23 protein-coding genes are annotated in these 25,013 nt (G+C 68.2%); 14 read left to right on the forward strand and 9 right to left on the reverse strand.

Annotated features, from left to right (window positions below; translation table 11 throughout):
• Positions 1 to 5: 5 nt before the first annotated feature.
• Positions 6 to 410: a peptide-methionine (R)-S-oxide reductase MsrB gene (gene msrB, locus U9J41_RS03435; protein WP_322400276.1), complete on the reverse strand. Its 405-nt coding sequence runs from the start codon at positions 408 to 410 to the stop codon at positions 6 to 8.
• A 21-nt stretch (positions 411 to 431) separates the two neighbouring features.
• Positions 432 to 1,919, reverse strand: a complete 1,488-nt coding sequence (locus U9J41_RS03440; protein ID WP_425260023.1) for a protein adenylyltransferase SelO — start codon at positions 1,917 to 1,919, stop codon at positions 432 to 434.
• A gap of 216 nt (positions 1,920 to 2,135) precedes the next feature.
• Between U9J41_RS03440 and U9J41_RS03445 the strand changes: the two genes are divergently transcribed.
• The 4 genes from U9J41_RS03445 to U9J41_RS03460 all read left to right on the forward strand — a co-directional run bounded on the left by U9J41_RS03445 (position 2,136) and on the right by U9J41_RS03460 (position 7,888).
• The gene (locus U9J41_RS03445; protein WP_322400278.1) at positions 2,136 to 3,788 is read left to right on the forward strand and encodes a 3-(methylthio)propionyl-CoA ligase; all 1,653 of its coding nucleotides are present in this window, start codon (positions 2,136 to 2,138) and stop codon (positions 3,786 to 3,788) included.
• A 108-nt stretch (positions 3,789 to 3,896) separates the two neighbouring features.
• Positions 3,897 to 5,984: a 3-hydroxyacyl-CoA dehydrogenase NAD-binding domain-containing protein gene (locus U9J41_RS03450; protein WP_322400279.1), complete on the forward strand. Its 2,088-nt coding sequence runs from the start codon at positions 3,897 to 3,899 to the stop codon at positions 5,982 to 5,984.
• A 69-nt stretch (positions 5,985 to 6,053) separates the two neighbouring features.
• On the forward strand, positions 6,054 to 7,271 hold the full coding sequence (locus U9J41_RS03455; RefSeq protein WP_322400281.1) for an MFS transporter: 1,218 nt from the start codon (positions 6,054 to 6,056) through the stop codon (positions 7,269 to 7,271).
• Positions 7,268 to 7,888 carry an XAC2610-related protein gene (locus U9J41_RS03460; protein ID WP_322400283.1) on the forward strand — a complete coding sequence of 207 codons (621 nt, stop codon included), beginning with the start codon at positions 7,268 to 7,270 and terminating at the stop codon, positions 7,886 to 7,888. The genes U9J41_RS03455 and U9J41_RS03460 overlap by 4 nt, the downstream gene beginning before the upstream one ends.
• A 20-nt stretch (positions 7,889 to 7,908) precedes the next feature.
• Here U9J41_RS03460 and U9J41_RS03465 read toward each other — a convergent pair whose 3' ends face one another.
• Positions 7,909 to 8,958 (reverse strand): glycoside hydrolase family 5 protein, encoded by a 1,050-nt coding sequence (locus U9J41_RS03465; RefSeq protein WP_322400285.1) that lies wholly within the window; start codon positions 8,956 to 8,958, stop codon positions 7,909 to 7,911.
• A gap of 66 nt (positions 8,959 to 9,024) precedes the next feature.
• On the opposite strand from U9J41_RS03465, the gene U9J41_RS03470 reads away from it, so the two are divergent.
• Positions 9,025 to 9,714 carry a TetR/AcrR family transcriptional regulator gene (locus U9J41_RS03470; RefSeq protein WP_322400287.1) on the forward strand — a complete coding sequence of 230 codons (690 nt, stop codon included), beginning with the start codon at positions 9,025 to 9,027 and terminating at the stop codon, positions 9,712 to 9,714.
• On the opposite strand, the gene U9J41_RS03475 is transcribed toward U9J41_RS03470, so the two are convergent.
• Together U9J41_RS03475 and U9J41_RS03480 are read right to left on the reverse strand one after the other, a co-directional pair.
• A complete protein-coding gene (locus U9J41_RS03475; RefSeq protein WP_322400289.1) occupies positions 9,699 to 11,399 on the reverse strand; it encodes an MFS transporter in 1,701 nt (566 codons plus the stop codon). The two genes, U9J41_RS03470 and U9J41_RS03475, sit on opposite strands and share 16 nt — an antisense overlap.
• Before the next feature lie 108 nt (positions 11,400 to 11,507).
• A complete protein-coding gene (locus U9J41_RS03480) occupies positions 11,508 to 12,575 on the reverse strand; it encodes a tyrosine-type recombinase/integrase (protein WP_322400291.1) in 1,068 nt (355 codons plus the stop codon).
• A 236-nt stretch (positions 12,576 to 12,811) separates the two neighbouring features.
• Here U9J41_RS03480 and U9J41_RS03485 point away from each other — a divergent pair, with 236 nt between their 5' ends.
• Genes U9J41_RS03485 through U9J41_RS03495 form a run of 3 tightly spaced genes read left to right on the forward strand, consistent with a single transcriptional unit; the run spans position 12,812 to position 14,853 of the window.
• Positions 12,812 to 13,114, forward strand: a complete 303-nt coding sequence (locus U9J41_RS03485) for a Dabb family protein (RefSeq protein ID WP_322400293.1) — start codon at positions 12,812 to 12,814, stop codon at positions 13,112 to 13,114.
• A gap of 17 nt (positions 13,115 to 13,131) precedes the next feature.
• Positions 13,132 to 13,914 (forward strand): SDR family oxidoreductase, encoded by a 783-nt coding sequence (locus U9J41_RS03490; protein ID WP_322400295.1) that lies wholly within the window; start codon positions 13,132 to 13,134, stop codon positions 13,912 to 13,914.
• A gap of 27 nt (positions 13,915 to 13,941) precedes the next feature.
• Positions 13,942 to 14,853, forward strand: coding sequence for an SDR family oxidoreductase (locus U9J41_RS03495; protein ID WP_322400297.1), 912 nt, complete (start codon positions 13,942 to 13,944; stop codon positions 14,851 to 14,853).
• Here the strand turns inward: U9J41_RS03495 and U9J41_RS03500 are convergent.
• The 4 genes from U9J41_RS03500 to ygfZ form a co-directional block, all read right to left on the reverse strand.
• Positions 14,835 to 15,800, reverse strand: coding sequence for an amidohydrolase family protein (locus U9J41_RS03500; protein ID WP_322400299.1), 966 nt, complete (start codon positions 15,798 to 15,800; stop codon positions 14,835 to 14,837). The two genes, U9J41_RS03495 and U9J41_RS03500, sit on opposite strands and share 19 nt — an antisense overlap.
• A gap of 132 nt (positions 15,801 to 15,932) precedes the next feature.
• Positions 15,933 to 16,691 (reverse strand): NRDE family protein, encoded by a 759-nt coding sequence (locus tag U9J41_RS03505; protein WP_322400301.1) that lies wholly within the window; start codon positions 16,689 to 16,691, stop codon positions 15,933 to 15,935.
• Positions 16,682 to 16,960, reverse strand: a complete 279-nt coding sequence (locus tag U9J41_RS03510; protein ID WP_322400302.1) for a DUF4936 family protein — start codon at positions 16,958 to 16,960, stop codon at positions 16,682 to 16,684. Before U9J41_RS03510 ends, U9J41_RS03505 begins: the two co-directional genes overlap by 10 nt.
• 5 nt (positions 16,961 to 16,965) lie before the next feature.
• Complete coding sequence (gene ygfZ / locus U9J41_RS03515) at positions 16,966 to 18,024, reverse strand: CAF17-like 4Fe-4S cluster assembly/insertion protein YgfZ (RefSeq protein WP_322400303.1); 1,059 nt, start codon at positions 18,022 to 18,024, stop codon at positions 16,966 to 16,968.
• 104 nt (positions 18,025 to 18,128) lie between these two features.
• Here ygfZ and mltG point away from each other — a divergent pair, with 104 nt between their 5' ends.
• From mltG to U9J41_RS03545, 6 genes are all read left to right on the forward strand, one after another.
• Positions 18,129 to 19,133: an endolytic transglycosylase MltG gene (mltG, locus tag U9J41_RS03520; RefSeq protein ID WP_322400304.1), complete on the forward strand. Its 1,005-nt coding sequence runs from the start codon at positions 18,129 to 18,131 to the stop codon at positions 19,131 to 19,133.
• Positions 19,134 to 19,148: 15 nt separating this feature from the next.
• The gene (tmk, locus tag U9J41_RS03525) at positions 19,149 to 19,775 is read left to right on the forward strand and encodes a dTMP kinase (RefSeq protein WP_322400305.1); all 627 of its coding nucleotides are present in this window, start codon (positions 19,149 to 19,151) and stop codon (positions 19,773 to 19,775) included.
• A gap of 2 nt (positions 19,776 to 19,777) precedes the next feature.
• Positions 19,778 to 20,800 (forward strand): DNA polymerase III subunit delta', encoded by a 1,023-nt coding sequence (locus tag U9J41_RS03530; protein WP_425260025.1) that lies wholly within the window; start codon positions 19,778 to 19,780, stop codon positions 20,798 to 20,800.
• A gap of 27 nt (positions 20,801 to 20,827) precedes the next feature.
• Positions 20,828 to 21,229: a PilZ domain-containing protein gene (locus U9J41_RS03535; protein ID WP_322400307.1), complete on the forward strand. Its 402-nt coding sequence runs from the start codon at positions 20,828 to 20,830 to the stop codon at positions 21,227 to 21,229.
• A gap of 18 nt (positions 21,230 to 21,247) precedes the next feature.
• Positions 21,248 to 21,769, forward strand: a complete 522-nt coding sequence (locus U9J41_RS03540; RefSeq protein ID WP_322400308.1) for a GNAT family N-acetyltransferase — start codon at positions 21,248 to 21,250, stop codon at positions 21,767 to 21,769.
• 276 nt (positions 21,770 to 22,045) lie between these two features.
• Positions 22,046 to 24,940, forward strand: coding sequence for an FAD-binding and (Fe-S)-binding domain-containing protein (locus U9J41_RS03545; RefSeq protein ID WP_322400309.1), 2,895 nt, complete (start codon positions 22,046 to 22,048; stop codon positions 24,938 to 24,940).
• Positions 24,941 to 25,013 lie beyond the last annotated feature (73 nt).

Consider the following 25,013-nt stretch of genomic DNA (forward strand, 5'->3'; position numbering starts at 1 on the left):
CTCGTTCAGGCCGGCTCGAAGCGGAGCGCGGCCGAGTTGATGCAATAGCGCAGGCCGGTCGGCGGCGGGCCGTCCGGGAACACGTGGCCCAGGTGGGCGTCGCAGACGGCGCAGATGATTTCGGTGCGCACCATGCCGTGGGTGCGGTCGGTCTTTTCGATCACGTTGTCCGGATCGAGGGCGCGGAAATAGCTGGGCCAGCCGCAGCCGGATTCGAACTTGGCGTCCGATTCGAACAGCGGCGTGCCGCAGCACACGCAGCGGTAGATGCCGTGCTCGTGGTGGTCCCAGTACTTGCCCGTGAAGGCGCGTTCGGTGGCCGCGTGGCGCGTCACCTGGTATTCCATCGGGTCCAGCTCGGCGCGCCATTCGGCGTCCGCCTTGATCACTTTTGTCACTTTGTCGGTCATGATTGTTCTGTCGTCATGGAATCAGGAAGAGCAGCTGACTTCGAGGTGGGATGCCCAGTCCGGCGGCAGCGCCGCATAGCTGTCGTGTTCGGGCTGTTCGTCGAACGGATGCTCGAGCACGGCCAGCAGCCTTCGCACTTCGTCGAAGTCGCCATTCTGCGCCTTTTCGATCGCCACCTGGGCGAGGTAGTTGCGCAGCACATACTTGGGGTTCGCCGCGTGCATCGCAACCCGGCGCGCCGCATCGACGCTGCCTTCAAGGCGCAGGCGCTCGCGGTATCGTGCGGCCCAGGCGTCGAAGCCGGAGCGGTCGAGGAACAGGTCGCGCAGCGGCGCATCCGATGTTTCGCGCTGCGCGTCGGACACGTCCACCTTCAGTTCGCCCAGGCGGCGGAAGAACAGTGTGAAGTCGACGCGGTTCTCCTGCATGAGCTTGAACATATCGTCGGCCAGCACGCGGTCGTTCTCTTGCGTCGATTTGAGGCCGAGCTTGGCATGAACAAGTTCGTCGAACTTTTCGCCGTAGGCGTCGACATACACGTCCAGCGCGGCCTGCGCCGCTTCGTGGTCGTCGATCAGCGGGAGCAGGGCGTTGGCGAGCGCGTAGCAGTTCCAGTGGCCGACCGGGACCTGGTTCGCATACGAATAGCGGCCGCCCTGGTCCGTGTGGTTGCAGATGTGGTCGGCGTCGAACGCTTCCATGAAGCCGAACGGCCCGTAATCCAGCGTGATGCCGAGGATCGACATATTGTCGGTGTTCATCACGCCATGCATGAAGCCGACGGCCTGCCAGTGCGCGATCATCCGTGCCGTGCGGCGCGTGACTTCCTCGAGCAGGGCGACGTAGGGATTCGGGGCGCCCGCCAGTGCCGGGTAAAAGGTCTTGATGACGTAGTCGGCGAGGATGCGCAGTTCTTCCGGCTTGTTGTTGTAGCGCCAGTGCTCAAAGGAACCGAAGCGCACGAAGCTGGGCGCCATGCGGGTGACGACGGCGGCCGTCTCCATCGTTTCGCGGATCACGCCCTGGTTCGAACCCGTCACCATCAGCGCGCGGGTCGTCGGGATGCCGAGGGCGGCCATCGCCTCCGAGCACAGGAATTCGCGGATCGACGAGCGCAGCACGGCACGGCCGTCGCCCATGCGCGAATACGGCGTCATGCCGGCGCCCTTGAGCTGGAGTTCCATGCGGCCGTCCGGCCCGGCGATGTCGCCCAGCAAGATCGCGCGGCCGTCGCCCAGCTGGCCCGCCCAATGGCCGAACTGGTGGCCGGAATACACGGCCGCCAGCGGCTGCGCGCGCCGCGGCACCTCGTTACCCGTGAAGACGGCGACGATATCCTCATGTGCGAGGTCGGCCGGGTCGAGTCCGACGAGCCGCGCGGCCGGCGTGCTGGCCGCGACGATATACGGCGCGGGCAGGGGCGTCGGCATCAGGCGCGTGTAGAACGCGGGCGGCAACCCGGCAAAGGCATTGTCGAACGGCAGGTCGTCGGCGGTGCGGGTGCTGATATCGCTTCCTCGTTTAAATGATGGCGGGTGGGCGGATTTTACCGCACACGCGCGAATTCTATGGCTCCACCTGTGCACGACCTATGCACGTTACATCCCGTAACCCTTTTGTAATGTTGGGTCAACGGCGATGCTGCGATGCAGCATCGATTTCCGTTGACGCTGTCCGCACGATCGTTCGAAACTGGATATTCCGACAACATCCTCGAGAGACCGATGACGAACCCGCAGCCGCCGCTCATGGGCGCGATGATGGACCAGCCACTCCTGATTTCGAGCATCATCCGGTTCGCCGCGCGGCATTACGGCGGCAGCGAGATCGTCTCGCGCCGCGTCGAGGGCGACGTGCACCGCTACACGGTACGCGACTGCGAGGCGCGGGCGCGCCGGCTCGCCGACGTGCTGCGGGCGCAGCACGTCGCGCCGGGCGAGCGGGTCGGCACGCTCGCCTGGAACGGCTACCGGCACATGGAACTGTATTACGCGGTATCCGGCTCGGGCGCCGTGCTGCACACGATCAATCCGCGCCTGCATCCGGACCAGATCGCCTACATCGTCAACCACGCCGAAGACCGGTTGCTGTTCTTCGACCTGACCTTCCTGCCGCTGGTCGAGGCGATCGCGCCGCGCTGCCCGACGGTGAAGGCGTTCGTGCTGATGAGCGACCGGGACCACATGCCGGCCGGCGACAGCATCGCCAACCTGCTGTGCTACGAAGACCTGCTCGACGCCGCGCCCGCCGACTACACCTGGCCCGAGTTCGACGAACACGCGGCCGCGTCGCTGTGCTACACGTCCGGCACGACGGGCAATCCGAAAGGCGCGCTGTACTCGCATCGCTCGACCGTGCTGCACGCGTACGCGTCGGCCATGCCGAATGCGCTGAACGTGGGCGCGGCCGACGTCGTGCTGCCCGTCGTGCCGATGTTCCACGTGAATGCGTGGGGCTTGCCGTATTCCGTGCTGCTGGCGGGCGCGAAGCTCGTGTTGCCGGGCGCGGCGCTCGACGGCAAGTCGCTGTACGAGTTGTTCGAGACGGAGGGCGTGACGTTTTCCGCCGGCGTGCCGACCGTCTGGCTCGGGCTGGTCAATTACGCGCTGCAGAACGGGCTCGCGTTCTCGACGTTCCGGCGCACCGTGATCGGCGGCGCCGCGTGCCCGCCGGCGCTGATGGACACGTTGATCGACCGCCTCGGGGTCAAGGTCATCCACGCCTGGGGCATGACGGAAATGTCGCCGCTCGGCACGACCGGCGGCCTGCTGGCGAAGCACCGCGACCTGCCCGTGGAGAGCCAGCGCGCCATCCTGCGGAAACAGGGCCATGCTATCTTCGGCGTGGACATGAAGATCGTCGACGACGGCGGCCGCGAACTGCCGTGGGACGGCCGCACGTCCGGGCACCTGCTCGTGAAGGGGCCGTGGATCGTCTCGCGCTACTTTCGCGACGAGGGCGGCGACGTGCTGCGGGACGGCTGGTTCCCGACCGGCGACGTGGCGACGATCGACGCGGACGGCTTCATGCAGATCACGGACCGCAGCAAGGACGTCATCAAGTCGGGCGGCGAGTGGATCGGGTCGATCGACATCGAGAACATCGCGATGGGGCATCCGGCCGTGCTGCAGGCGGCGTGCATCGGCGTGCATCATCCGAAGTGGGACGAGCGGCCCGTGCTCGTGGTCGTGCGGCGGCCCGGGGCGAGCCTCACGCGCGAGGAGATGCTGCGCTTCTTCGAAGGCAGGATCGCGAAATTCTGGATGCCGGACGACGTCGTGTTCGTGGACGCGCTGCCGACCGGGGCGACCGGCAAGATCCAGAAGAACCGCTTGCGCGAACAGTTCGCGGCGTATCGGCTGCCCGGAGGCGGTTGACGGCCGGCGCACGCGTGGGCACGGGGTGCCCGCCCCACGAAATAACACGACCGTTCTTTTGCGGGTTATATTGTCGCCACCTCTCATCACACATACACAAGGAGACCCATGAGCGCCGACTACCAGGTCATCGACGACGTCGCCGTCATCACGCTGAACAACCCGCCCGTCAATGGCCTCGGCCTGGCGACGCGCACCGCCGCGGTGGAAGGCCTGCGGCGCGCGGCGGGGGACCCGGCCGTCAGGGCCATCGTCATCACGGGCGCGGGCAAGGCGTTCTCCGGCGGCGCCGACATCCGCGAATTCAATTCGCCCAAGGCGCTCACGGAACCCACGCTGCACACCCTGATCCGCACGGTCGAGGATTCGGACAAGCCGACCGTCGCCGCCGTCCACACCGTGTGCATGGGCGGCGGCCTGGAGCTGGCGCTCGGCGCCAATTACCGCGTGGCGCTGCCGGGCGCCCAGATCGCGCTGCCGGAAGTCAAGCTGGGCCTCCTGCCCGGCGCGGGCGGCACGCAGCGGCTGCCGCGCGTGCTGGGCCTGGAAACCGCGCTGAACATGATCGTGACGGGGACGCCGGTACTGTCCGAAAAACTGGCCGGCACGCCGCTGTTCGACGAACTGCTGCCGGCCGGCTCGGACCTCGTGGCCGGCGCCGTCGCCTTTGCCCGCCGCGTGGCGGACGTGCGGCCGCTGCCCAAGGTGCGCGAGCGCCGGGTCGAGCATCCCGACGCGGCCGCGTTCCTCGCCGCCGCGCGGGCGCGCGTGAAGGTCGAGGCGGGGCCGTTCCCGGCGCCCGTCGAATGCGTGGAGACGGTCGCCGCGTCGGTCGAAAAGCCGTTCGAGGACGGCCTGAAATTCGAGCGCGAGCGTTTCATCCACCTGACCCAGACGACCGCATCGAAGGCGCTGCGCCACGCGTTCTTCGCCGAGCGCGCCGCCGGCAAGGTGCCGGACGTTCCGGCCGACACGCCGGTGCGTGACATCCGCAGCGCGGCCGTCGTCGGCGCCGGCACGATGGGCGGCGGCATCGCGATGAATTTCGCGAACGCCGGCATCCCCGTCACGATCCTGGAGACGAAGCAGGATGCGCTGGACAAGGGCCTGGCCACCATCCGCAAGAATTACGAAAACACCGTCAGGAAGGGCAAGCTGGCGCCCGAGAAGGCCGAGGAGCGCATCGGCCTGGTCCGCGGTACGCTCGACTACGCGGACATCGCCCAGGCCGACATCGTCATCGAAGCCGTGTTCGAAGACATGGGCGTGAAGGAGACCGTGTTCCGCCAGCTCGACGCGGTGATGAAGCCGGGCGCGATCCTCGCGTCGAACACGTCGACGCTGGACCTGAACCGCATCGCGTCGTTCACGGCGCGCCCGCAGGACGTCATCGGCCTGCATTTCTTCAGCCCCGCCAACGTGATGAAGCTCCTGGAAATCGTGCGCGGCGCGGCGACGGGCAAGGACGTGCTGGCGACGGCGCTGGCGCTGTCGAAGAAGATCAGGAAGACGGGCGTGGTGTCCGGCGTATGCGACGGTTTCATCGGCAACCGCATGGTCGAGCAGTACATCCGCCAGGCCGGCTTCCTGCTGGACGAGGGCGCGCTGCCGCAGCAGGTCGATGCGGCCATCGAGCAGTTCGGGTTCGCCATGGGGCCGTTCCGCATGGGCGACCTGGCCGGCAACGACATCGGCTGGTACATCCGCAAGCGCCGCGCCGTCGAGATGCCGGAGGTGAAGTACTCGCGGACGGCGGACCTCCTGTGCGAACAGGGCCGCTTTGGCCAGAAGACGGGCGCCGGCTGGTACGACTACCAGGCGGGCGACCGCACGCCGCAGCCGTCGAAGTGGGTCGACGACATGATCGTCGCGCACTCGCAGGCGCTGGGCGTCGCGCGCCGCGCGATTCCGGACGAGGAGATCGTCGGGCGCCTCGTCTACGCGCTCGTCAACGAGGGCGCGAAGATCCTGGAAGAGGGCATCGCGCTGCGCGCGTCGGACATCGATATGGTCTACCTGTCCGGCTACGGCTTCCCGCTGTTCCGCGGCGGCCCGATGTTCTACGCCGACACCGTCGGCCTGCCCGAGGTGCTGGCCGCGGTCGAGACCTATGCGCGCGGCTACCACGGCGAAGCGTGGACGCCGGCGCCGCTGCTCGTGCGCCTGGCGGGCGAAGGCAAGGCCTTCAACGGCTGACGAATGCCCCTGCTGCAAGGAGGGTGCGGCGCGTGCTAGGCTAGCCGTCAACGCGACGATCGAGCCGACATGAAGAACGCCCTCCTGATCGCGACCGCCTGCCTGCTCGGACTCCTGTCCACGACGGGCGCGTCGCTGCCTTACCCGATCCTCCCGCCGCTGTTCGTGAACGGTGCGCAGGACAGCCTGACGCACTTCCTCGGGCTGCCGCCGAAACTGCTGTTCGCGCTGGCGCTGATGGTCAACCCGGTCGGCCTGTTGCTGGGCACCGCGGTGCTCGGGTCGCTGTCCGACCGCTATGGCCGCCGTCCGCTGCTGCTCGTCACGGCCGCCGGCGCCGCCGTCGGCCACGTGCTCACGGCATGGGCGCTGGCGAGCCGCTCGTATCCGCTGTTCCTCGCCGCCCGTTTCGGCACGGGCCTGCTGGAAGGCCACAGCGCGATCGTGCGCGCGATGCTGGCCGACCGCCTGCAAGGCCCGCTGCGCAACCACGCGCTGTCGTGGCTGAACGGCGCGCTGCACTTGGGCTGGTTGTTCGGGCCGTTGCTGGCCGGGTTCACGATCGCGTGGGGCATCACCGTGCCGTTCTACATCGCGGCCGGCGCGCTGCTGCTGGGCGCGATCCTCGTCGGCGTGGCGCTGGAGCGCACGCCGCGCACGGACGGGCCGTCGTGGTGGCGCGTCGCGCGCGAACGGCACGCGTTCAACCTGCTGCGCCACGACGGCCTGCGCGCGCTGTTCGGCGTGCAGCTCGCATACACGTGCGGCGTCACCGCGTTCTATGAATTCTATCCGCTGTGGCTCGTCGAGATCGGGCATTACGACACCCGCGCGATCGCCCTCGTGAATGTCGGCATGTGCGGCCTCATGACGTGTTCCGCGCTGTTCGCGGGCCGCGCCAGCCGCACCGAACCGATGCGCCGCGCCGCCTGGCTCGCGGCGTGCGTCGCGCTGGCCATCGGGTCGCTGGGCGTCGGGCACCTGTGGGTGGGTCTCGTCGGCATCATGGCCTTCGGCCTGCCGCATGCGTTCTACAACGCAGTCGTGCAGGCGTGGGCCGCGGACCGTTTCGGCGGCGGCCACGGACAGGGCGCCGTCATGGGGCTGCTGTCGACCACGTTCTGCCTTGCGAACATCCTGATGGCGGCGGCCGGTGCGGTGCTGACGCTCATCGACACGCGGCTCGTGCTGCTGGTCGGCGCGATCCTCACGGCGTGGGCCGCGAACCGCATGCGGACGTGGGGCGGCACCGCGGTCGCCGGGTCGCCGGCCGGGGGGGCGAAATGAAGGCGCCGCGGTACATGGTGAAGCGCGTGCTCGCCGGCCTTGCCGGCCTCGTGCCGCTGGCCGCGTTGGCGGCCGGCCCCGCGTGCGACGCGCACGCCGGCTTCGCGTGGCGCCCGGCGGATGCCGGCGCACCGGCATCCGGCAGCGTCCACGTCGTCGACACGCGCACCGGCCGCACGGTGCAGGTCCTGGACGGCGTCCAGAATTACTACGGCAACGACGACGGGTTGTTCGCGCAGGACCTGAACAACGACGGCTGTCCGGACCTCGTCGTGACGACCGAGGTGGCGCCCATCGGCAACCGGACCAGCACGATTTATCTGTACGACCGCGCGAGCGGGCGTTTCGTGTTCAGCGAGGCGCTGTCCGCCATCGGCGACATCAACGTCGACAGCCGCGATCCGAACTGCCTGACGGGTGACTGGAAAGGCGGCGCGGACGACGTCGGCGGTGAGCGCTATTGCTGGCGCAAGGGCAAGCTCGTCAAGACGAACGACTACAGCGTGCGGCCTATGTACGACAAGAAGACCGGCACGTTCTCCTGTTTCGAGCATAGCGAGACGACGCACGCTGGCGGCAGGAAGCGCGAGCGCAGGGATTGCACGAAGCGCTTCTGAGGCCGCCCGCGGACCCGGGCCTAGCGCGTTTCCGGCACCAGCGCCTTCAGGATCGGCCGCACGAAGTCGTTGCGCTTGAAGTCGTACAGCACGAAGTCGCTGGAAAACTGCCAGTACGCCCACGCGAAACCGTATTTTTCCGCCGTGCGCGCGACGGTCGCCGTCCACAGCACGCGGTCGTCCATGGCGCCCTTGTCGTAGGCGCCGAATTCGCCGAGGAAGACGGGACGGCCGCTCGCGTCGCTCCACGCCTTCACGGCCGCGAAGTCGGCGTCGATCCGCGCCAGTTCGGCCGGCTTGCCGAAGCGGATGCCCGTGGTCGACCGGATCGGTTCATCGGCCCACGACGCGCCCTGGTGCGTGAACGGGAACGGATCATAGTAGTGGAAGGTCGCGATGATGTGCTTGTCGGCGGCCGGCAGTTGCAGGTCCTTGAGCGTGTCGCGGCTGTTCCAGCGCACGCCGCCGATGATGACGTTGCGCGTGGGGTTCGTCTCGCGCATCACGGCCAGCACCTGCGGGAAGCTGGCGTTCCACGTTGCCGCGTCGAACTGGCCGTGCGGTTCGTTCAGCAGCTCGAAGACGACGGTGTTCGGCTCGTTGCGGTAGCGTGCCGCCAGCTGTCCCCACACGGCTTTCAGCCTGGGCAGGCAGGCGGCGGCGTCCTTCGAACAGTCCTCGAAATCGTGTTCGTCGATGATGACGTTGAGGCCGTGCTTCCTCGCCGTGGCGACGACCCAGTCCACGCGGTTCAACCATTTCGGATCGAGCCGGTTCCGCGCATCGAGGGCGCGGAACGCGAACAGCACCGCGCGCACCGTCGAGAAGCCGGCCGCCTTGATCTTCGCGAAGTGCTCGTCCTTGTAGTTGCCCTCGGCGCCGTCGCGCCAGAACGGGTCGTAGCCGATGATGTTCACGCCGCGGCCCATCAGGCGTACCTGCTCGTGCGCATCGATGTCCTTGAACTGCGACGTCGCGGGCGGCGGGTTGGGCGGCGGATCGGCGGCCAGGACGGCCTGTGCGGCGAGGGCGAACGTGACGGCGGCGGCAAGGCGCGGCAGCGTGGGCATGAGAGTCTCCATCGTGATTGTCGTTCAGGATGGTAGCGCTATCTCGGTCGCGCGCCAAGCGAATCCGTGTCACGCCGGCGCACGGGCCGGTTGCGCCGCGGCCGCCAGCGCGATCAGCTCGTCGACGGACAGGTGGTCGTCCGCATGCTCCCCGTACCGGCAGGCGACGATCCGTCCGCCCGGCGCGTCCAGCGCACCCGCGACCTCCTGCGCGCCAGCCTGTTCGCGCTGATCAGGGAACAAGGCTATGACGCGTTGTCGGTGCAGGACATCATCGACCGCGCCAACGTGGGCCGCGCCACGTTCTACGCCCATTTCAGCAACAAGGATGAGCTGCTGCTGTGCGGCTTCGACGTGCTGCGCGAGGAGCTGAAGCAGTTGCAGCGCGACGCGGCGCACGCGCGGGATCCGGAAGGGCGGCTGTTCGCCTTCAGCCACCACATCTTCGCGCACGTGGCGCCGTACCGTCCCGTCTATTACGCCATGGCGAAAGAACGGGGTGGGGCCGCGGTGCGCCAGCACCTGCAGCGCTTGCTCGTGGACTGTTCGAAGGCCGAGCTGAAACGGCTGCACGGCGGCCGCCCGGCGCGCGAGCTGGACGCGCTGACGCAGTTCTTTGCGGGTGCGTTCGTCGGCTTGCTGTCGTGGTGGCTGGAGGCGCGCGCACCGATGGCCGTCGACGAGATCGACCAGCTGTTCCGCCGGCTGGCCATACCGGCGCTCGCGGCGGCCGGCCAGGCTCAGTCCGCGGCGTAGATGTCGTTGTCCTTCGTCTCGCGCACGAACAGCATGCCGATGACGACGGTCGCGAGCGCGATCACGCTGGGATACCACAAGCCGTAATAGATGTTGCCGTTGGCCGCGACGAGCGCGAACGCGGTCGTCGGCAGCAGCCCGCCGAACCAGCCGTTGCCAATATGGTAGGGCAGCGACATCGACGTGTAGCGGATGCGGGTCGGGAACATCTCGACGAGCATCGCGGCGATGGGGCCGTACACCATCGTCACATACAGCACGAGCACGAACAGCAGCAGTACCAGCATGGGCTTGTTCAACTGGACCGGGTCGGCCTTGGCCGGATAGCCGGCGGCCTTGAGGGCGGCGCCCAGGCTCTTTTTGAGCACGGTCTCGCGGTCCTTGCTGGCCTGGTCGAAGTTCAGGCCGTCCGCGGTCATCGTCGCGTCGAAGGACGGGTAGACCCGGTCGCCGACCTTGACGCTGGCGATGGTGCCGGTCGGCGCGTCCTGGCGCGTGTAGCTGACGGAAGCGCCCGTCAGCTGGGCGGTGGCGATGTCGCACGACGAGGGGAATTTCTTCGTGCCCGTGGCGTTGAACTGGAAGTGGCAGGCTGCCGGGTCGGCCACGACGACGACGGGCGAATTGTTCAGCGCCGCCTCCAGTGCCGGGTTGCCGTAGTGCGTGAGGCCCTTGAAGATGGGGAAGTAGGTCAGCGCGGCGACCAGGCAGCCGGCCAGGATGATCGTCTTGCGGCCGATGCGGTCCGACAGGGCGCCGAAGACGATGAAGAACGGCGTCGCCAGCGCGAGCGCGACGGCGATCAGGACGTTGGCCGTCGCATCGTCGATCTTCAGGGTCTTGGTCAGGAAGAACAGGGCGTAGAACTGGCCGGTGTACCACACGACGGCCTGGCCCATCACGACGCCCAGCAGCGCGACCAGCGCGATGCGGCCGTTCTTCCAGGTCAGGAAGGCTTCGCTGAGCGGCGCTTTCGATGTCCGGCCCCGGGCCTTCATGCGCGCGAACGCGGGCGACTCGCTCATCGACATGCGGATCCAGACCGAGACGGCCAGCAGCAGCACGGAGACGAGGAACGGAATCCGCCAGCCCCACGCGTCGAACGCGGCCGCGTCCATGCCGGCGCGCACGCCGGTGATCACGAGCAGCGACAGGAACAGCCCGAGCGTGGCCGTCGTCTGGATCCACGACGTGAAGTAGCCGCGGCGGCCCTGGGGCGCGTATTCGGCGACATAGGTGGCGGCCCCGCCGTACTCGCCGCCGAGCGCGAGGCCTTGCAGGATGCGCAGGGTGACGAGGACGATCGGCGCGACGATGCCGATCGCCGCGTAGCCCGGCAGCAGGCCGACGATGAACGTCGAGCCGCCCATGATCAGGATCGTGATGAGGAAGGTGTGCTTGCGGCCGATCATGTCGCCCAGGCGTCCGAACACGAGCGCGCCGAACGGCCGCACGATGAACCCGGCCGCGAAGGCGAGCAGCGCGAAGATGAACGACGTGGCCGGATCGCCGATGAAGAACTGCTTGGCGATCACGGTCGCGAGGGAGCCGTACAGGTAAAAGTCGTACCATTCGAAAACGGTGCCGAGCGAGGACGCGAAGACGATCTTGCGCTCTTCCTTGGTCAGCCCGACGCCCGACGGCGTGGGTTTGCCGCCCGCAGCCATGCCGGGTGTGATTGCCATTGAGGTCTCCTGTCGTGATTATTCTGATGCGCGGCCCGATGGCACGGGCCGCCGGTCGACTGTGCGCCGGGAAACTTACGCGATGCTTGCTGCAAACTTACGTGGTGCTTACGGCGCAGGCGCGTGGGGAGCGTCCGGTTCGTCCGCGTCGTCCGCGTCGTCCGCCGATCCGTCTTGCGCCGCGCCGTCGTTCGGCGTCTCGTGCAGCCGCGCGTAGCGGTACGCGTCGGTCGAGCGCTCCAGCGCCAGGCCCAGGACCGTCGTCAGCTCGCCGCGCGGCACGCCCTGTTCCAGCTGCTGGACCGCGAAGCTGTTGCGCAGCGTGCGCCCGCCCGCGCGCGCGACGGCGATGCCGGCCCGTTCGAAGGTCGCGCGCGTCTGCCGGTACACGGTTGCCTTGTGCAGCGGTTCGCCTTCCAGGTTCGCGGGGAACACGAGGTCGCCGGGGATCGCGAGTTCCGCGCGTTCCTTCAGCCACGCCGTCAGCTCGGCGACGCCGGCGCGCGGCAGGGTCGTCGTATGTTCGTAGCTCGTGCGGTGCTTGGCTTCGGGCGTGATGTTCAATGCGAGGCCGCCGTCGATGTCGGGCTGGCGGCCGACTTCGTCCACGAGCAGGCCGATGGCTTCCGCCACGCGCAGCCCGGCGAGCGCCATCACGATCTGCATCGCGCGGTCGCGCCGGCGTTTCCAGCCGGCGTGCCCCGCCGTGTCGTCGCCGCGCCCGGCGGGCAGGGCGACCAGGAAGCGTTGCAGGTCGTCGGCGCTCAGGGCCGCCATCGGGGCATCCTCGGCCAGGTGGGCGCGGTCGGTCGCGACGATGGCCTGGCGGGCGGGGTTCGGCGCGCGGCCCAGGTACTCGAAGCAGCGCTCCAGCAGGCGCAGGTAGCGGTAGGCGATCTTGCTGTTGAGGTCGCGCTGGCCGTCTTTCGACAGCTCGACGAAGCGGCGCAGGTCCGCCGCGTTCACGGTCGACATCGTCAGGCCGCGCTCGAGCATCCACGTGGCGAACTTGCCGAACATGAATTTATAGATCGTCGCGGATTCGGCCGAGATCGGCAGGGGCACGGGGTCGCTCTGGCGGCTGGACGTCAGCACGAACTCCGGGGTGACCACGAAGGCGGCGAAGGCATCGAACGGGCGGGCGTCCCAGTCGGCGTGGGAAGGTGGCTGGCTCATGGCGGTGGCGGGATGGACGTTGCCATCATACTGCAACTAACCGACTCGGATGGTCAAGGGTGCGCTGCGGCGAGCGCGTGCTACTGTCGGGTCAGCTAAGTAAATTTTGCAACTAACCGACACTCGGCTTGCCACCACCAAACCCAAAACCCGCCACCAGGGCGGGAGGCACGCGCGCGCCTTATCGCTCTTATAATAGCCGGAGCACACCCACCAAACACCAGCGAAGGAAATCCATGCTCAAGCACATCGTCATGTGGAAACTGAAAGAACACGCCGAAGGCGCCGACCGCGCCGCCAACGCCATCGAGATGAAGCGCCGCCTGGACGCGTGCGCCAACGTCGTGCCGGGCCAGCACAAGTTCGAGGTCGTCGTCGCCCAGCCCGGCCTGGAAGCCACCTACGACGTCGTGCTGTATTCCGAATTCGAAGACAAGGCCGCGCTCGAGGCATACGTGAAACATCCGCTGCACCAGGCAGTCATACCGTTCATCGGCGCGATCCGCGAGGCGCGCCAGTGCATGGACTACGAAGTCTGACGGACGGGGAGGCCGCCATGCGCACGGTACAGGAATTGTTCTCGCTGCGGGGCCGCACGGCCATCGTCACGGGCGGCTCGCGCGGCCTCGGCCTGCAGATGGCCGAGGCCCTCGGCGAGCAGGGGGCGCGCGTGCTCATCGCGGCGCGCAAGCGCGGCGAGCTCGATGCGGCCGTGGCCCATCTGGCCGCGCGCGGCGTCGAGGCCGTGGGGGTGGCCGTCGACCTGGCCGACGAGACGGCCGTCGCGCCGTTCGTCGACGCTGCGCTGGCCCGGCTGGGCCGCATCGACGTCCTCGTCAACAATGCGGGCGCGACCTGGGGCGCGCCGGCCGAGGACTATCCGCTCGACGCCTGGGACAAGGTGATGAACCTGAACGTGCGCAGCGTCTTCCTGCTGGCGCAGGCCGTCGGCAAGCGGGCGATGATTCCCGCGCGCGCGGGCCGCATCGTCAACGTCGCGTCGATCGCCGGACTGGCCGGCAATCCGCCCGGCACGATGCAGACCGTTGCCTACAACACGTCGAAAGCGGCCGTGATCAACCTCACGCGCACGCTCGCGGGCGAGTGGGGCCGCTACGGCATCACCGTCAACGCCATCGCGCCGGGTTTCTTCCCGTCGAAGATGACGCAGGGCCTGCTCGACGCCGTCGGCGCGGATCGTCTCGCCAAGGATGCGCCGCTGGGCCGCCTCGGCGACGACGACGACCTGAAAGGCGCCGTCGCGCTGTTCGCGTCGGACGCCGGCAAACACATCACCGGCCAGGTGCTGGCCGTGGACGGCGGGGTGTCCGCCGTCTGAACTGGACGCAGTCCACAGGAGGACGCCATGGACGATTTTGCGGGACGGGTGGCCGTCATCACCGGAGCGGGCAGCGGTATCGGCCGCGAGCTCGCCGGCGAGGCGGCCAGGCTCGGCATGAAGCTGGTCCTGGCCGACATCGACGCGCAGGCGCTCGGACAGGTCAGCAGCGCATTGCAGGCGGCCGGCGGCGACGTGCTGGCCATGGTCTGCGACGTGCGCAAGGCGGCCCACGTGGAAGAACTCGCGGACGCCGCGATGATCCGCTTCCACGGCGTGCACCTGCTGTTCAACAATGCCGGCGTGGGTGCCGCGGGGCTGATCTGGGAAGCCAGCGACGCCGATTGGGAATGGGTGCTGGGCGTGAACCTGTGGGGCGTGATCCACGGCGTGCGCGTGTTCACGCCGCTGATGCTCGAGGCGGCGCGGCGCGATCCCGGCTACGAAGGCCATATCGTGAACACGGCGTCGATGGCCGGGCTGCTGGCGCCGCCGGCGATGGGCGTCTACAACGCGTCCAAGCATGCCGTCGTGGCGTTGTCGGAGAGCCTGTACCACGACCTGCGCCTCGTCGATGCGCGGGTCAAGGCGTCCGTCGTGTGCCCGTATTTTGTCCCGACGGGGATTGCCCACGCGGATGCGCACCGTCCGGCCGAGGTCCGCCACGATGCGGCGCCGACGCCCAGCCAGCAGGCGGCCCAGTCATTGCTCGAACAGGCCGTCGCGTCGGGCAGGTTGACTGCGGCGGACGTCGCCCGCATCACGTTCGACGGCGTCCGGCGCGGCGATTTCTACATCCACACCCATCCGCAGGCGCTGCAGGCTGTCGCCGACCGCATGGACGCCATCGTGCACGGCAAGCTGCCGGCCGACGCCTACGCGGCGACGCCGCAGTTCACCGCCACGCTCAGGGCGGCCGTTCAGGGATCCGGAAAGTAGGGCGGCACGTTCGCCGCGATGTGCGCGAATTCCGCCGGGGACAGCGGGAGCTTGCGGAACGCGGCCCACGACTCGCGCGGGCGCAGGTTGGCGCCCTGGGCGGAATCCGTCCCGTACAGCACGTGGCCGACGCCGACCTGGCGGATGTATTTCACCAGCAGGGCTGCCGTAGCGGGATCGATGTCGCTGTCGACGATGGACGCCACGTCGAACCACAGGTTGTACGCGTGCGGATCGTGGTTCTCGACGGCGGCGGCCAGGACGCCCATCGCCGCCTGCGCGGCCGGGTCGTCGTAGCCGGGGCCCGAGCCGGCGAAATGCGCCACCTGCACCGGCACGTCCGGCGCGGCCGGCATGACCTGGTCGAGGAAGATGCGCGCCTGCGCCGCGCCGTACGGCCGTCGCTTGCCGATGTTGGCACGTAGATGGATGACGATCGCCATGCCGTGCGCGTTCGCGGCCGCGAACACCTGGCGCAGGCGCGCGACGTGGGCCGGGTCGTCCAGCTGGACGTCCGAATTCCCGATGTGCAGCTTGATCCCGTGGTCCAGGCCGGGCTTGTTCGCGCACCGTTCGAGTTCCGCGAGCGCATAGTCCTTGAGCGGATTGAAGCTGCAGAACGCGATCAGCCGTCCGGGATAGCGCGCGGCCTGCGCGGCCGTCCAGTCGTTTTCGAGCCGCACCTGCGCGTATTCGTCGTCGACCGTGCGCGCCGGGCTCCCGTACATATAGGCGACGGACAGCAGCACGGCCTTGCGGATGCCGGCCGCGTCGAGCAATGCGATCAGCTGGCCGGCGTCCAGCGTGACGAGGCCGGACGCCGGGCCGGTTAAAGCAATGTCGGCGGCGCTGAACACGTGCTGGTGGAAGTCGCCGGCGGGGACGGTCTGGGCATGCGCCGCGCCCGCGAGCAGCAGGGCGGCGACGGCGGCGCGGATGGCATGCATGCGGTAGGGCCTATCCGACTGACGAAAGGCCGGCAGCACGAATTTTACGTCGTTCCCGCGACGGCGGAACCCAAGTCGGGCAGGCCGCGCGCGCAAAATCCGGTCCCGGCCTGCGCTGCGACGACGTGCCGATCACGCCGCGGCCTGGTCGCCGGGTTTGAGGACGCGTTCATGCAGCTCCGGCCCGGCGTCGGCGTACAGCTTGACGACGGTGGACGTGCGCGTGCCGTAGCCGGGGATCTCGATGCAGACGGCGGACAGCTGCCGTTCCAGGTCGATGGGCACGCCCGTGTCGGGCAGGCGCATGTCCGGTGCGCGGGTCGTGTCGGCCAGCATTTCGAAATAGGCTTCTTCCGGAGCGCCCTGCAGCAGCAGGCTCGCGAACGTGGCCTTGGTGCGCAGGACCTTGGGCCAGGGCGCGTCCAGGAGGCCGTTCGACACGCCGTAGATGCCCGGTTCCAGCGGCTTGCCGTTGCGCGGGTCGGCGCCGGCGCGGTTCGAGAACCAGTACATGCCGGCGGCGTCGCCCAGGATCAGGTTGAAGCCGTTGTACGCGTCCGCGTCGGGCGCGATGCGTTCCAGGTAGGCCGGTACGTCGAGGTCGTCCTTGAGGAAATCGGCGACGAGGGCGCCGCGCGTCGGCGCGTCCGTGCGCCAGTCGCTGGGCGCGCGGATGTTCGTGAGCGCCGCGAATTTCGGACCGTGCGGACCGGTCTTCGTCACGCCCATCCAGCTGCCGCCGCCGCGCAGGTCGCGGCCGGCGACGATGTTGGGCGCGTCCGGCCACGGGCCGGCCGGGGTGGCGGGACGATCATAGTATTCGTCGCGGTTCGCGCAGGCGACCAGCGGCAGGCCCGGGATCACGCGCCAGGCAAAAACGATCAGGCACATGGTGGGAGATCCGTAAAGATTTCGGCGCGGCGGGGGCCGTCGATCAGGCCCTCGAAGCCGGCACCCTGCGCGGCGGCGTCGAGCCGCGCGGGAAAACCGTCGTCCACGCCCGGATAGACTTCCATCCAGGTCTGCAGGCCGTCGCGCACGTCGGGCCGGCGTTTCAACTGCGCCTGCCCGCCCACGCGCGCCTGCAACGCGCGCACGCGCGGCGCCAGCGCCGGGGCGTCGTCCGCGCGCACCTTGTAATAGACGTAGAGGTCGATCATGCGGCTCAGGCGTCCAGCGCGTCGAGCGGATACGGCAGCGGCAGGAAATCCAGCTTCGTGCCGCCGGCCGAACCGTGGCGCACGTCGCCGTCCAGCGCGGCCAGCTTGATCTCGACGAGCGCGTCGGCGCCGCCGGCGCCGTTGGGCGCCACGTTGACGATCATGCCGGACGGCTGGTCCGGATCGGCGACCGAATAGACCTCGTCGCCGGGCCGCGCGGCCGCGTCGGCGAGCGTGGCCAGCGTCATGCGGCGTTTCAGCTTGCCGAGGTACTGGCTGCGGGCGACGATTTCCTGGCCCGGATAGCAGCCCTTCTTGAAATTGACGCCGCCGAGCAGCTCGTAGTTGATCATCTGCGGGACGAACTGCTCCTGCGTCGCCTGGCCGATCTGCGGCACGCCGGCATGGACGGCCGCCAGCTGCCAGGCGGCGTTGCCGCCCAGCGCGAGCGTCGCGCGCAGCGCGGACAAGGCCTTGACGCCGTCGTCGGCCGCCGTCAGCCACAGGTAGCGGGGGTGGCCGAAGGCGTCGGCGAGGCGGATCACGGTGCCGAACGCGCCGTCGATCTTCGCATACGGTGCCTCGGGCAGGGCGCCGACCTGGGTACGCAGGGCGTCGGCCGCCGCCGCGCCGCCCAGGCCGAGGACGGCCGCGTTGCGCGCTTCGTCGGTGGCGTCGCGCAGCTTCGCTTTCGACCGCAGCACGAACATGGCCAGGCGCTTCTGCAGCGGCGGCTGGATGGCGCGCGGCAGTTGCAGGTAGACGGCGTCGGCGTCGCGCCACATCAGGAACGTGGCCTGCAGGCGGCCCTTCGGCGTGCAATAGCCGGCCAGGCGAGCCTCCGCCATGCCGAGATGTTCGACGTCGTTGGTGAGCTGGTTGTGCAGGAAGCCGGCGGCGTCCTCGCCGGCGACGGCGATCAGGCCCAGGTCGGTGACGGCGGCGACGAACCCTTGTTCGAGGGCGGCGGTGCCGGGCACGTGGCCGAAGTCCTCGACTTGCGTCGGGCTATCGGGGTGGAAACGGGCGCCCAGGGTGGCGAGGTGGTCGATCCAATGGTTCATGACACGAATTATTTCCGGTTTAGGAGTATCGGCTTTATGATTACGGCCTCATTATAAGTTCGCCTTCAAAAACGCGCCGACGACGGCGAAAAACCGAAACCAGCATGGCACTGATCAGAAAACTCATCGTCGCGGGCGTGATCGGGCTCGCGGCAGCCGGCGCCGGCTTCCAGTGGTGGAGCAGGCAGCCGATCACACCGGACGGCGCCCCCGTCATCCCGTTCGCGATCGCGCAGGGCAGCGGCGTGGCCGGCGCGGCGCAGCAGATGGCGACGGCGGGCGTGCCCGTCAACGCCTTCCTGTTCGGGGTGCTGGTGCGCACCACGGGCAAGGCCAGCCGGATCAAGGCAGGGAGCTACGAGCTCAAACCGGATACGACCCCGCGCCGCCTCCTCACCCAGCTCGTGCGCGGCGAGTTCGCGCAGGAATCGCTGACGATCATCGAAGGGTGGACGTTCCGCCAGATGCGCCAGGCCGTCGACGCGGCGCCGAACCTGAAGCACGACACGGCGAAGCTGTCCGACCAGGAATTGCTGGCGAAGGTGGCGCCCGACTACAAGGCGCCGGAAGGCCTGTTCTTCCCCGACACGTATCTGTTCGCCAAGAATGCGAGCGACCTGTCGATCTACCGGCAGGCGCACGACATGATGATGAAGCGCCTGAAGGCCGCCTGGGAGAAGCGCGACCCGGGCCTGCCGTACACCGACCCGTACCAGGCCCTGATCATGGCCTCGCTCGTGGAAAAGGAAACCGGCAAGAAGAGCGAACGGGCTATGATCGCCGGCGTCTTCGTGAACCGCCTCAAGGCCGGCATGCTGCTCCAGACCGACCCCACCGTCATCTACGGCATGGGCGACCGCTACGACGGCAAGATCCGCAAGAAGGACCTCGAGACCGACACCCCGTACAATACCTATACGCGCGCCGGCCTGCCGCCGACGCCGATCGCGCTGCCGGGCGTCCAGTCGCTCGCGGCCGCGACGGCGCCCGCGAAGACGGAAGCCCTGTATTTCGTCTCGCGCGGCGACGGCACGAGCCATTTCTCGGTGAACCTCACCGAGCATAACAAGGCCGTCAACCAGTACCAGCGCAACCAGGCGCCCCAGTAAATACGAATGAATGCAATGAACCACAACGATGCCACCCGCGGGCGTTTCATCACCTTCGAAGGCATCGACGGCGCCGGCAAGTCCACGCACATCGGCCACGTCATCGCCCTGCTCGAAGGCGCCGGCAAGACCGTCGTCTCGACCCGCGAGCCGGGCGGCACGCCGCTGGGCGAAAAGCTGCGCGACCTGGTGCTGCACGAAAAAATGCACCTCGAGACGGAGGCGCTGTTGATGTTCGCCAGCCGCCGCGAACACGTGGCGCAGGTCATCGCACCGGCGCTCGCGCGCGGCGACTGGGTGCTGTCCGACCGTTTCACCGACGCCAGCTTCGCCTACCAGGGCGGCGGGCGCGGCCTGGATCGCGCGAAGCTCGACGCGCTGGAGCAATGGGTGCATCCGCACCTGCAGCCCGACCTGACCCTGCTGTTCGACGTCCCGCTGGACGTCGCGCGCGCGCGCCTGGCCGCGACGCGCGCCCCGGACAAGTTCGAGATGGAGCAGGCCGATTTCTTCGCGCGGGTGCGCGCCGAATACCTGCGCCGCGCCGCGCAATCCGGCGGACGCATCGTCGTCATCGATTCCACGCAGTCCATCGCCGGCGTGCGCACGGCCCTGCAATCCGCACTGGAGCCGTGGCTGTGAGCATGTATCCCTGGCAGCAGGACGCCTGGACGCGGCTGCAGGCGATGCGCGCGCGCCTGCCGCACGCGATCCTGTTCCACGGCCCGGCCGGCATCGGCAAGGCCGACTTCATCGAGTCGTTTGCGCAGGTGCTGTTGTGCGAAGACGTGAGGCCGGACGGCCACGCGTGCGGCGCGTGCGGGTCGTGCGGCTGGTTTGCCCAGGGCAATCACCCCGATTACCGCCGCGTGCGTCCGGAAGCGCTGGAGGACGAGGTCGCGTCCGGCGAGGGCGAGGACGCGCCGGCCGAGGACAAGAAATCCAAATCGAAGACGGCATCGAAAGAGATCAAGATCGAGCAGGTGCGCGCACTGGCCGACTTCATGAACATCTCGACGCACCGCCAGGGGCTGCGGGTCGTCGTGCTGTATCCGGCCGAGGCGTTGAACATGCCGTCGTCGAACGCGCTGCTTAAAACGCTCGAGGAACCGCCGCCGGGCACCGTGTTCCTGCTCGCATCGAATGGCCTGGACCGGCTGCTGCCGACGATCCTGTCGCGCTGCCGCAAGTTCGCATTGCCGCTGCCCGACCACGCGCAAGCGCTCGCGTGGCTGGAGGCGCAGGGCGTGACCGATGCGGACGGCTGGCTGCGCGAGCAGGGCGGCGCCCCGCTGGCGGCGCTGGTCCAGGCCGAGACGGGCAGCCGCGACGAGCTCGACGGGCTGTTGCAGATACTTGCGCAGCCGAGCGTGGATGCGGCGTTGCGCAGTGCCGACAAATTGAGCAAGGCGCCGCTGGCGTCCCTCGTCGCGTGGCAGCAGCGCTGGCTGTATGATGTGTTTTCGTACAAGCTTTCCGGGGTGATCCGGTATTATCCGAGGTATCAACGGGAACTGGCGGCGCTCGCCGGACGCGTGCACGTGGCCGACTTGCTGCAGGTAATCAAATCCACGAACGAGCGCCGCGCCGTGGCCGATCACCCCTTGTCTCCGAAACTGTTTGTCGAAGACATGTTGCTTGATTACACTGCCCGCTGCGGCCCATGATGCACGGCCCATGACGAAAGGACGACGATGAGTGTTTCGCAGAACGGACCTATCAGCGGCCTGCCCGCCGATCCGAACACGCCGCAGCCCGCGCGGCCGTCCGTGCTGTCGCTCGCCATCAAGGAAAAGGCCGCGCTGTACGCGGCCTATATGCCGTTCCTGAAAAACGGCGGCATGTTCGTGCCGACCAACAAGCCGTACAAGATCGGCGACGAGATTTATTTGATCCTGTCGCTGATGGACGACCCGAACAAATACCCGATCGCCGGCAAGGTCGCGTGGATCACGCCGGCCGGCGCCAACAACAACAAGGCGCAGGGCATCGGCGTGCACTTCCCGGCCGACGAGACCGGCCAGCGCGCCCGCCTGCGCATCGAAGAAATCCTCGGCGCCGCGCTGCGCTCGTCGCGCGCCACCCATACCCTGTAGCTTTTACTTAGTTTCAACATGCCGTCCTACGTACACCGCCTCGCCCGCCCCGAAGATCTGCCCGTCATCGTCGACATCTACAATTCCACCATCGCATCGCGCGACGTCACGGCCGACACCGAACCGGTCACGGTCGCGTCGCGCGAAGGCTGGTTCCACGAGCACACGCCGGAGCGCCGGCCGCTGTGGGTGATCCACGATGCGGCGGACACGTCGGCGAACCCGGCCGTGATCGGCTGGTGTTCGTATTCGAATTTCTACGGCCGCCCGGCATATTCCGGCACGGCCGAGCTGTCGATCTATATCGCGGAAAGCTGGCGCGGCAAGGGCGTGGGGCGTTACTGCCTGGAACAGGCGATGGCGTTCGCACCGAACGTCAAGGTGCATACCTTGCTGGGCTTTATCTTCGGGCACAATGTGCCGAGCCTGGCCCTGTTCCGCAAGTATGGCTTCGATACCTGGGCGAATTTCCCGCGCGTGGCCAATCTCGACGGCATCGAGCGCGACCTGATCATTCTCGGCAAGCGGGTCGCGTCCTGAATCGCTATTCCTCTGCTCGCAGCGTTCGCAGGATCGCAAAAATACGCGTGAATGTGCGTATCCAAGAGGGAAATTCTCCCTGGAATTCCTGAAGTCGCAGCCCGGCAGCGCCGTCTGCTCGAGGCCGGGATAGCGCACCAGGGCTATGTCGATTGCGTGCGCTTGTTTCATATGGCAAGCATATAGTAGCGGGAAGGAAGTGGCAGGGGACCGCCCCGCGACGGCGCGAATCGGACGGCGGCGGTCCAACGACGACATCTTTCGCGAAGGACAGCCATGGACGACTCTGGATCACGCGCGCCCGACGCCCAGGCGCTGGCGGCCGAGCTGGCGCGCGGCATCGCCGGCGAAGTCAGGTTCGACGGCGGCAGCCGCGCGCTCTATGCGACCGATGCTTCCAATTACCGCCAGGTGCCGATCGGCGTCGTGCTGCCACGCACTGTCGACGACCTGCTGACAACGCTGCGGATCTGCCGCCGGTACGACATCGCCGTCCTGCCGCGGGGCGCGGGCACGTCGCTGTCCGGCCAGACGTGCAACGAGGCGGTCGTCATCGATACGTCCAAATACCTGAACCGGGTGCTGTCGGTCGATCCGGACGCGCGCCTGGCGCGGGTCGAGCCCGGCGCCGTATGCGACGCGCTGCGCAACGCCGCCGAACAGCACGCGCTCACGTTCGGCCCCGACCCGGCCACGCACAACCGCTGCACGCTCGGTGGCATGATCGGCAATAATTCCTGCGGCGCGCATTCGGTCATGGCCGGCAAGACGGGCGATAACATCCACCGCCTGGAAATCGCCACCTATGACGGCGCGCGCATGTGGGTCGGGCCGACGCCGGCGCGGGAACTGGAGCAGATCATCCAGGCGGGCGGGCGCCGCGGCGAAATCTATGCGGCGCTGAAGGCGCTGCGCGACCGGTACGCCGAGCTGATCCGTATGAAATTCCCAAGGATCCCGCGCCGCGTTTCCGGCTACAACCTCGAAGCGCTGCTGCCGGAAAACGGCTTCAATGTGGCGCGCGCGCTGGTCGGCAGCGAAGGGACATGCGCGTGCATCCTGCAGGCCGAGGCGAACCTGGTGCCGAGCCCGCGTGCGCGCGTCCTGGTCGTGCTTGGCTATGACGACATCTACGCCGCTGCCGACCAGACGCCCGCCATCCTGCCGTTCGGCATGATCTGCCTGGAAGGGCTCGACGGCAGCCTGATCGACTGCATGCGGCGCAAGAACCTCGACATGGGCAACGTCGCCTGCCTGCCTGAGGGCAAGGCGTGGCTGCTGGTCGAGTTCGGCGCCGATACGCCCGAGGATGCCGAAGGCAAGGCCAACGCCTTGATGCGGGCCCAGGCGCCGCGCTCGGTCGCGCAACAAATCTATACGGATCCGGCCGCGCAGCAGCGCGTCTGGGCGGTGCGCGAAGCGGCGGCGCCGGCGCGCAACGCGGTGCCCGGCCAGCCGGAAGTCTATCCGGGCTGGGAAGATGCCGGCATCGACCCCGCCCGGATCGGTGCCTACCTGCGCGACTACCGCACACTCCTCGACAAGTATGGCTACGACACATCGTTTTACGGCCACTTCGGAGACGGCTGCATCCATGGACGCGTCACGTTCGACTTCGGCACGCCACGGAAGGTGGCCCATTGGCGCCGCTTCCTGGTCGAGGCGGCCCGCCTGGTGGCGAGCTACGGCGGATCGCTGAGCGGCGAGCATGGCGACGGCCAGGCGCGCGCCGAGCTGTTGCCGATCATGTTCGGGGACGACATCGTGGAGGCTTTCCGCACCTTCAAGCGCATCTGGGATCCGCAAGGCCGCATGAACCCCGGCAAGGTCGTCGACGCGCATCCCGTCGACGCCAACCTGCGCCTCGGCCCCACGTATGCGCCGGTCGAGCTCAAGCCCTTGCACTTTGCGTTCCGCAGCGACGACGGCAGCTTCCTGCATGCCGCGCAGCGCTGCATCGGCACCGGCAAATGCCGCCGCCACGAGGGCGCCGCCATGTGCCCGAGCTACCGTGCCAGTTTCGAGGAACGGGACACGACGCGCGGCCGCGCACGGCTGCTGTTCGAGATGATGAACGGCGACTCGCCCATGGAGCACGGCGCCGCGAACCAGCACGTGAAGGCATCGCTCGATACCTGTTTGTCGTGCAAGAGCTGCAAGACCGAATGTCCCGTGCAGGTCGACATGGCCTCCTACAAGGCGGAGTTCCTGGCGCAGTTTTACGCAACCGCGCGCCGTCCCCTGCAGGCACATACGATCGGCCAGATCGCCCGCTGGGCGCGCATCGGCGCCCTCATGCCGGGCGTGACGAATTTCTTCACGCAGACCCCGGGCCTGTGCACCCTGGCGAAGTCGGTGGCGGGCATCTCGCACCGGCGCGCAATTCCGCGCTTCGCCGGCCAGACATTCATCGAGTGGTTCCGCCGGCGGCCATCGAAGAACGAAGGCAAGCCCAAGGTCCTGCTGTGGCCGGACACGTTCAACAACCATTTCCATCCAGAGACGGCGCAAGCCGCGGTCGAGGTGCTCGAACATGCGGGCTACCACGTCATCGTGCCGCGCGAGCCCCTCTGCTGCGGGCGGCCGCTGTTCGACTTCGGCATGCTGGATCAGGCCCGGCGCCAATTCGACGCCATCCTCGCGGCGCTACGCCAGCCGATCCTCGACGGGATACCGCTCGTCGGCCTCGAGCCCAGCTGTCTCGCCGCCTTCCGCGACGAATTGCAGAACATGTTTCCGGACGACGGCCTCGCACGCAAGCTGGGCGGCCAGGCATGGCTGCTCGGCGAATTCCTCGACCGGCAAGGCTATGCGCCGGCGCGGCTGACGGGCAAGGCCATCGTGCATCTCCATTGCCACCACCGTGCCGTGCTTGGCGTCGATGCCGAGCGCAATGTACTGGCAAGGACAGGGCTGGATTTCCAGGTGCTCGACTCCGGCTGCTGCGGCATGGCCGGCTCCTACGGATTCGAGCCCGCCCACGTGGACGATTCGCTGAAGATCGCCGAACTGGTTCTGCTGCCCGCCGTCCGCCAGGCGGCCCCGGACACGCGCGTGATCGCCAACGGCTTCAGTTGCCGCGAGCAGGTGCACCAGGGCACGCGACGGCGCCCGCAACACCTGGCCGAAGTGCTGCTGGACGGAATACACGGCGCCGCCGGCGCGCCGTAAAGACCGCCTGACAGAACCGTGTGGCGACGCTGCCCCGTCTCGTCCGACGAGGCGCGCAGTGCCCGACGGCTCG

Source organism: Massilia luteola (assembly GCF_034420155.1).
GTDB classification, from domain to species: domain Bacteria; phylum Pseudomonadota; class Gammaproteobacteria; order Burkholderiales; family Burkholderiaceae_D; genus Telluria; species Telluria luteola.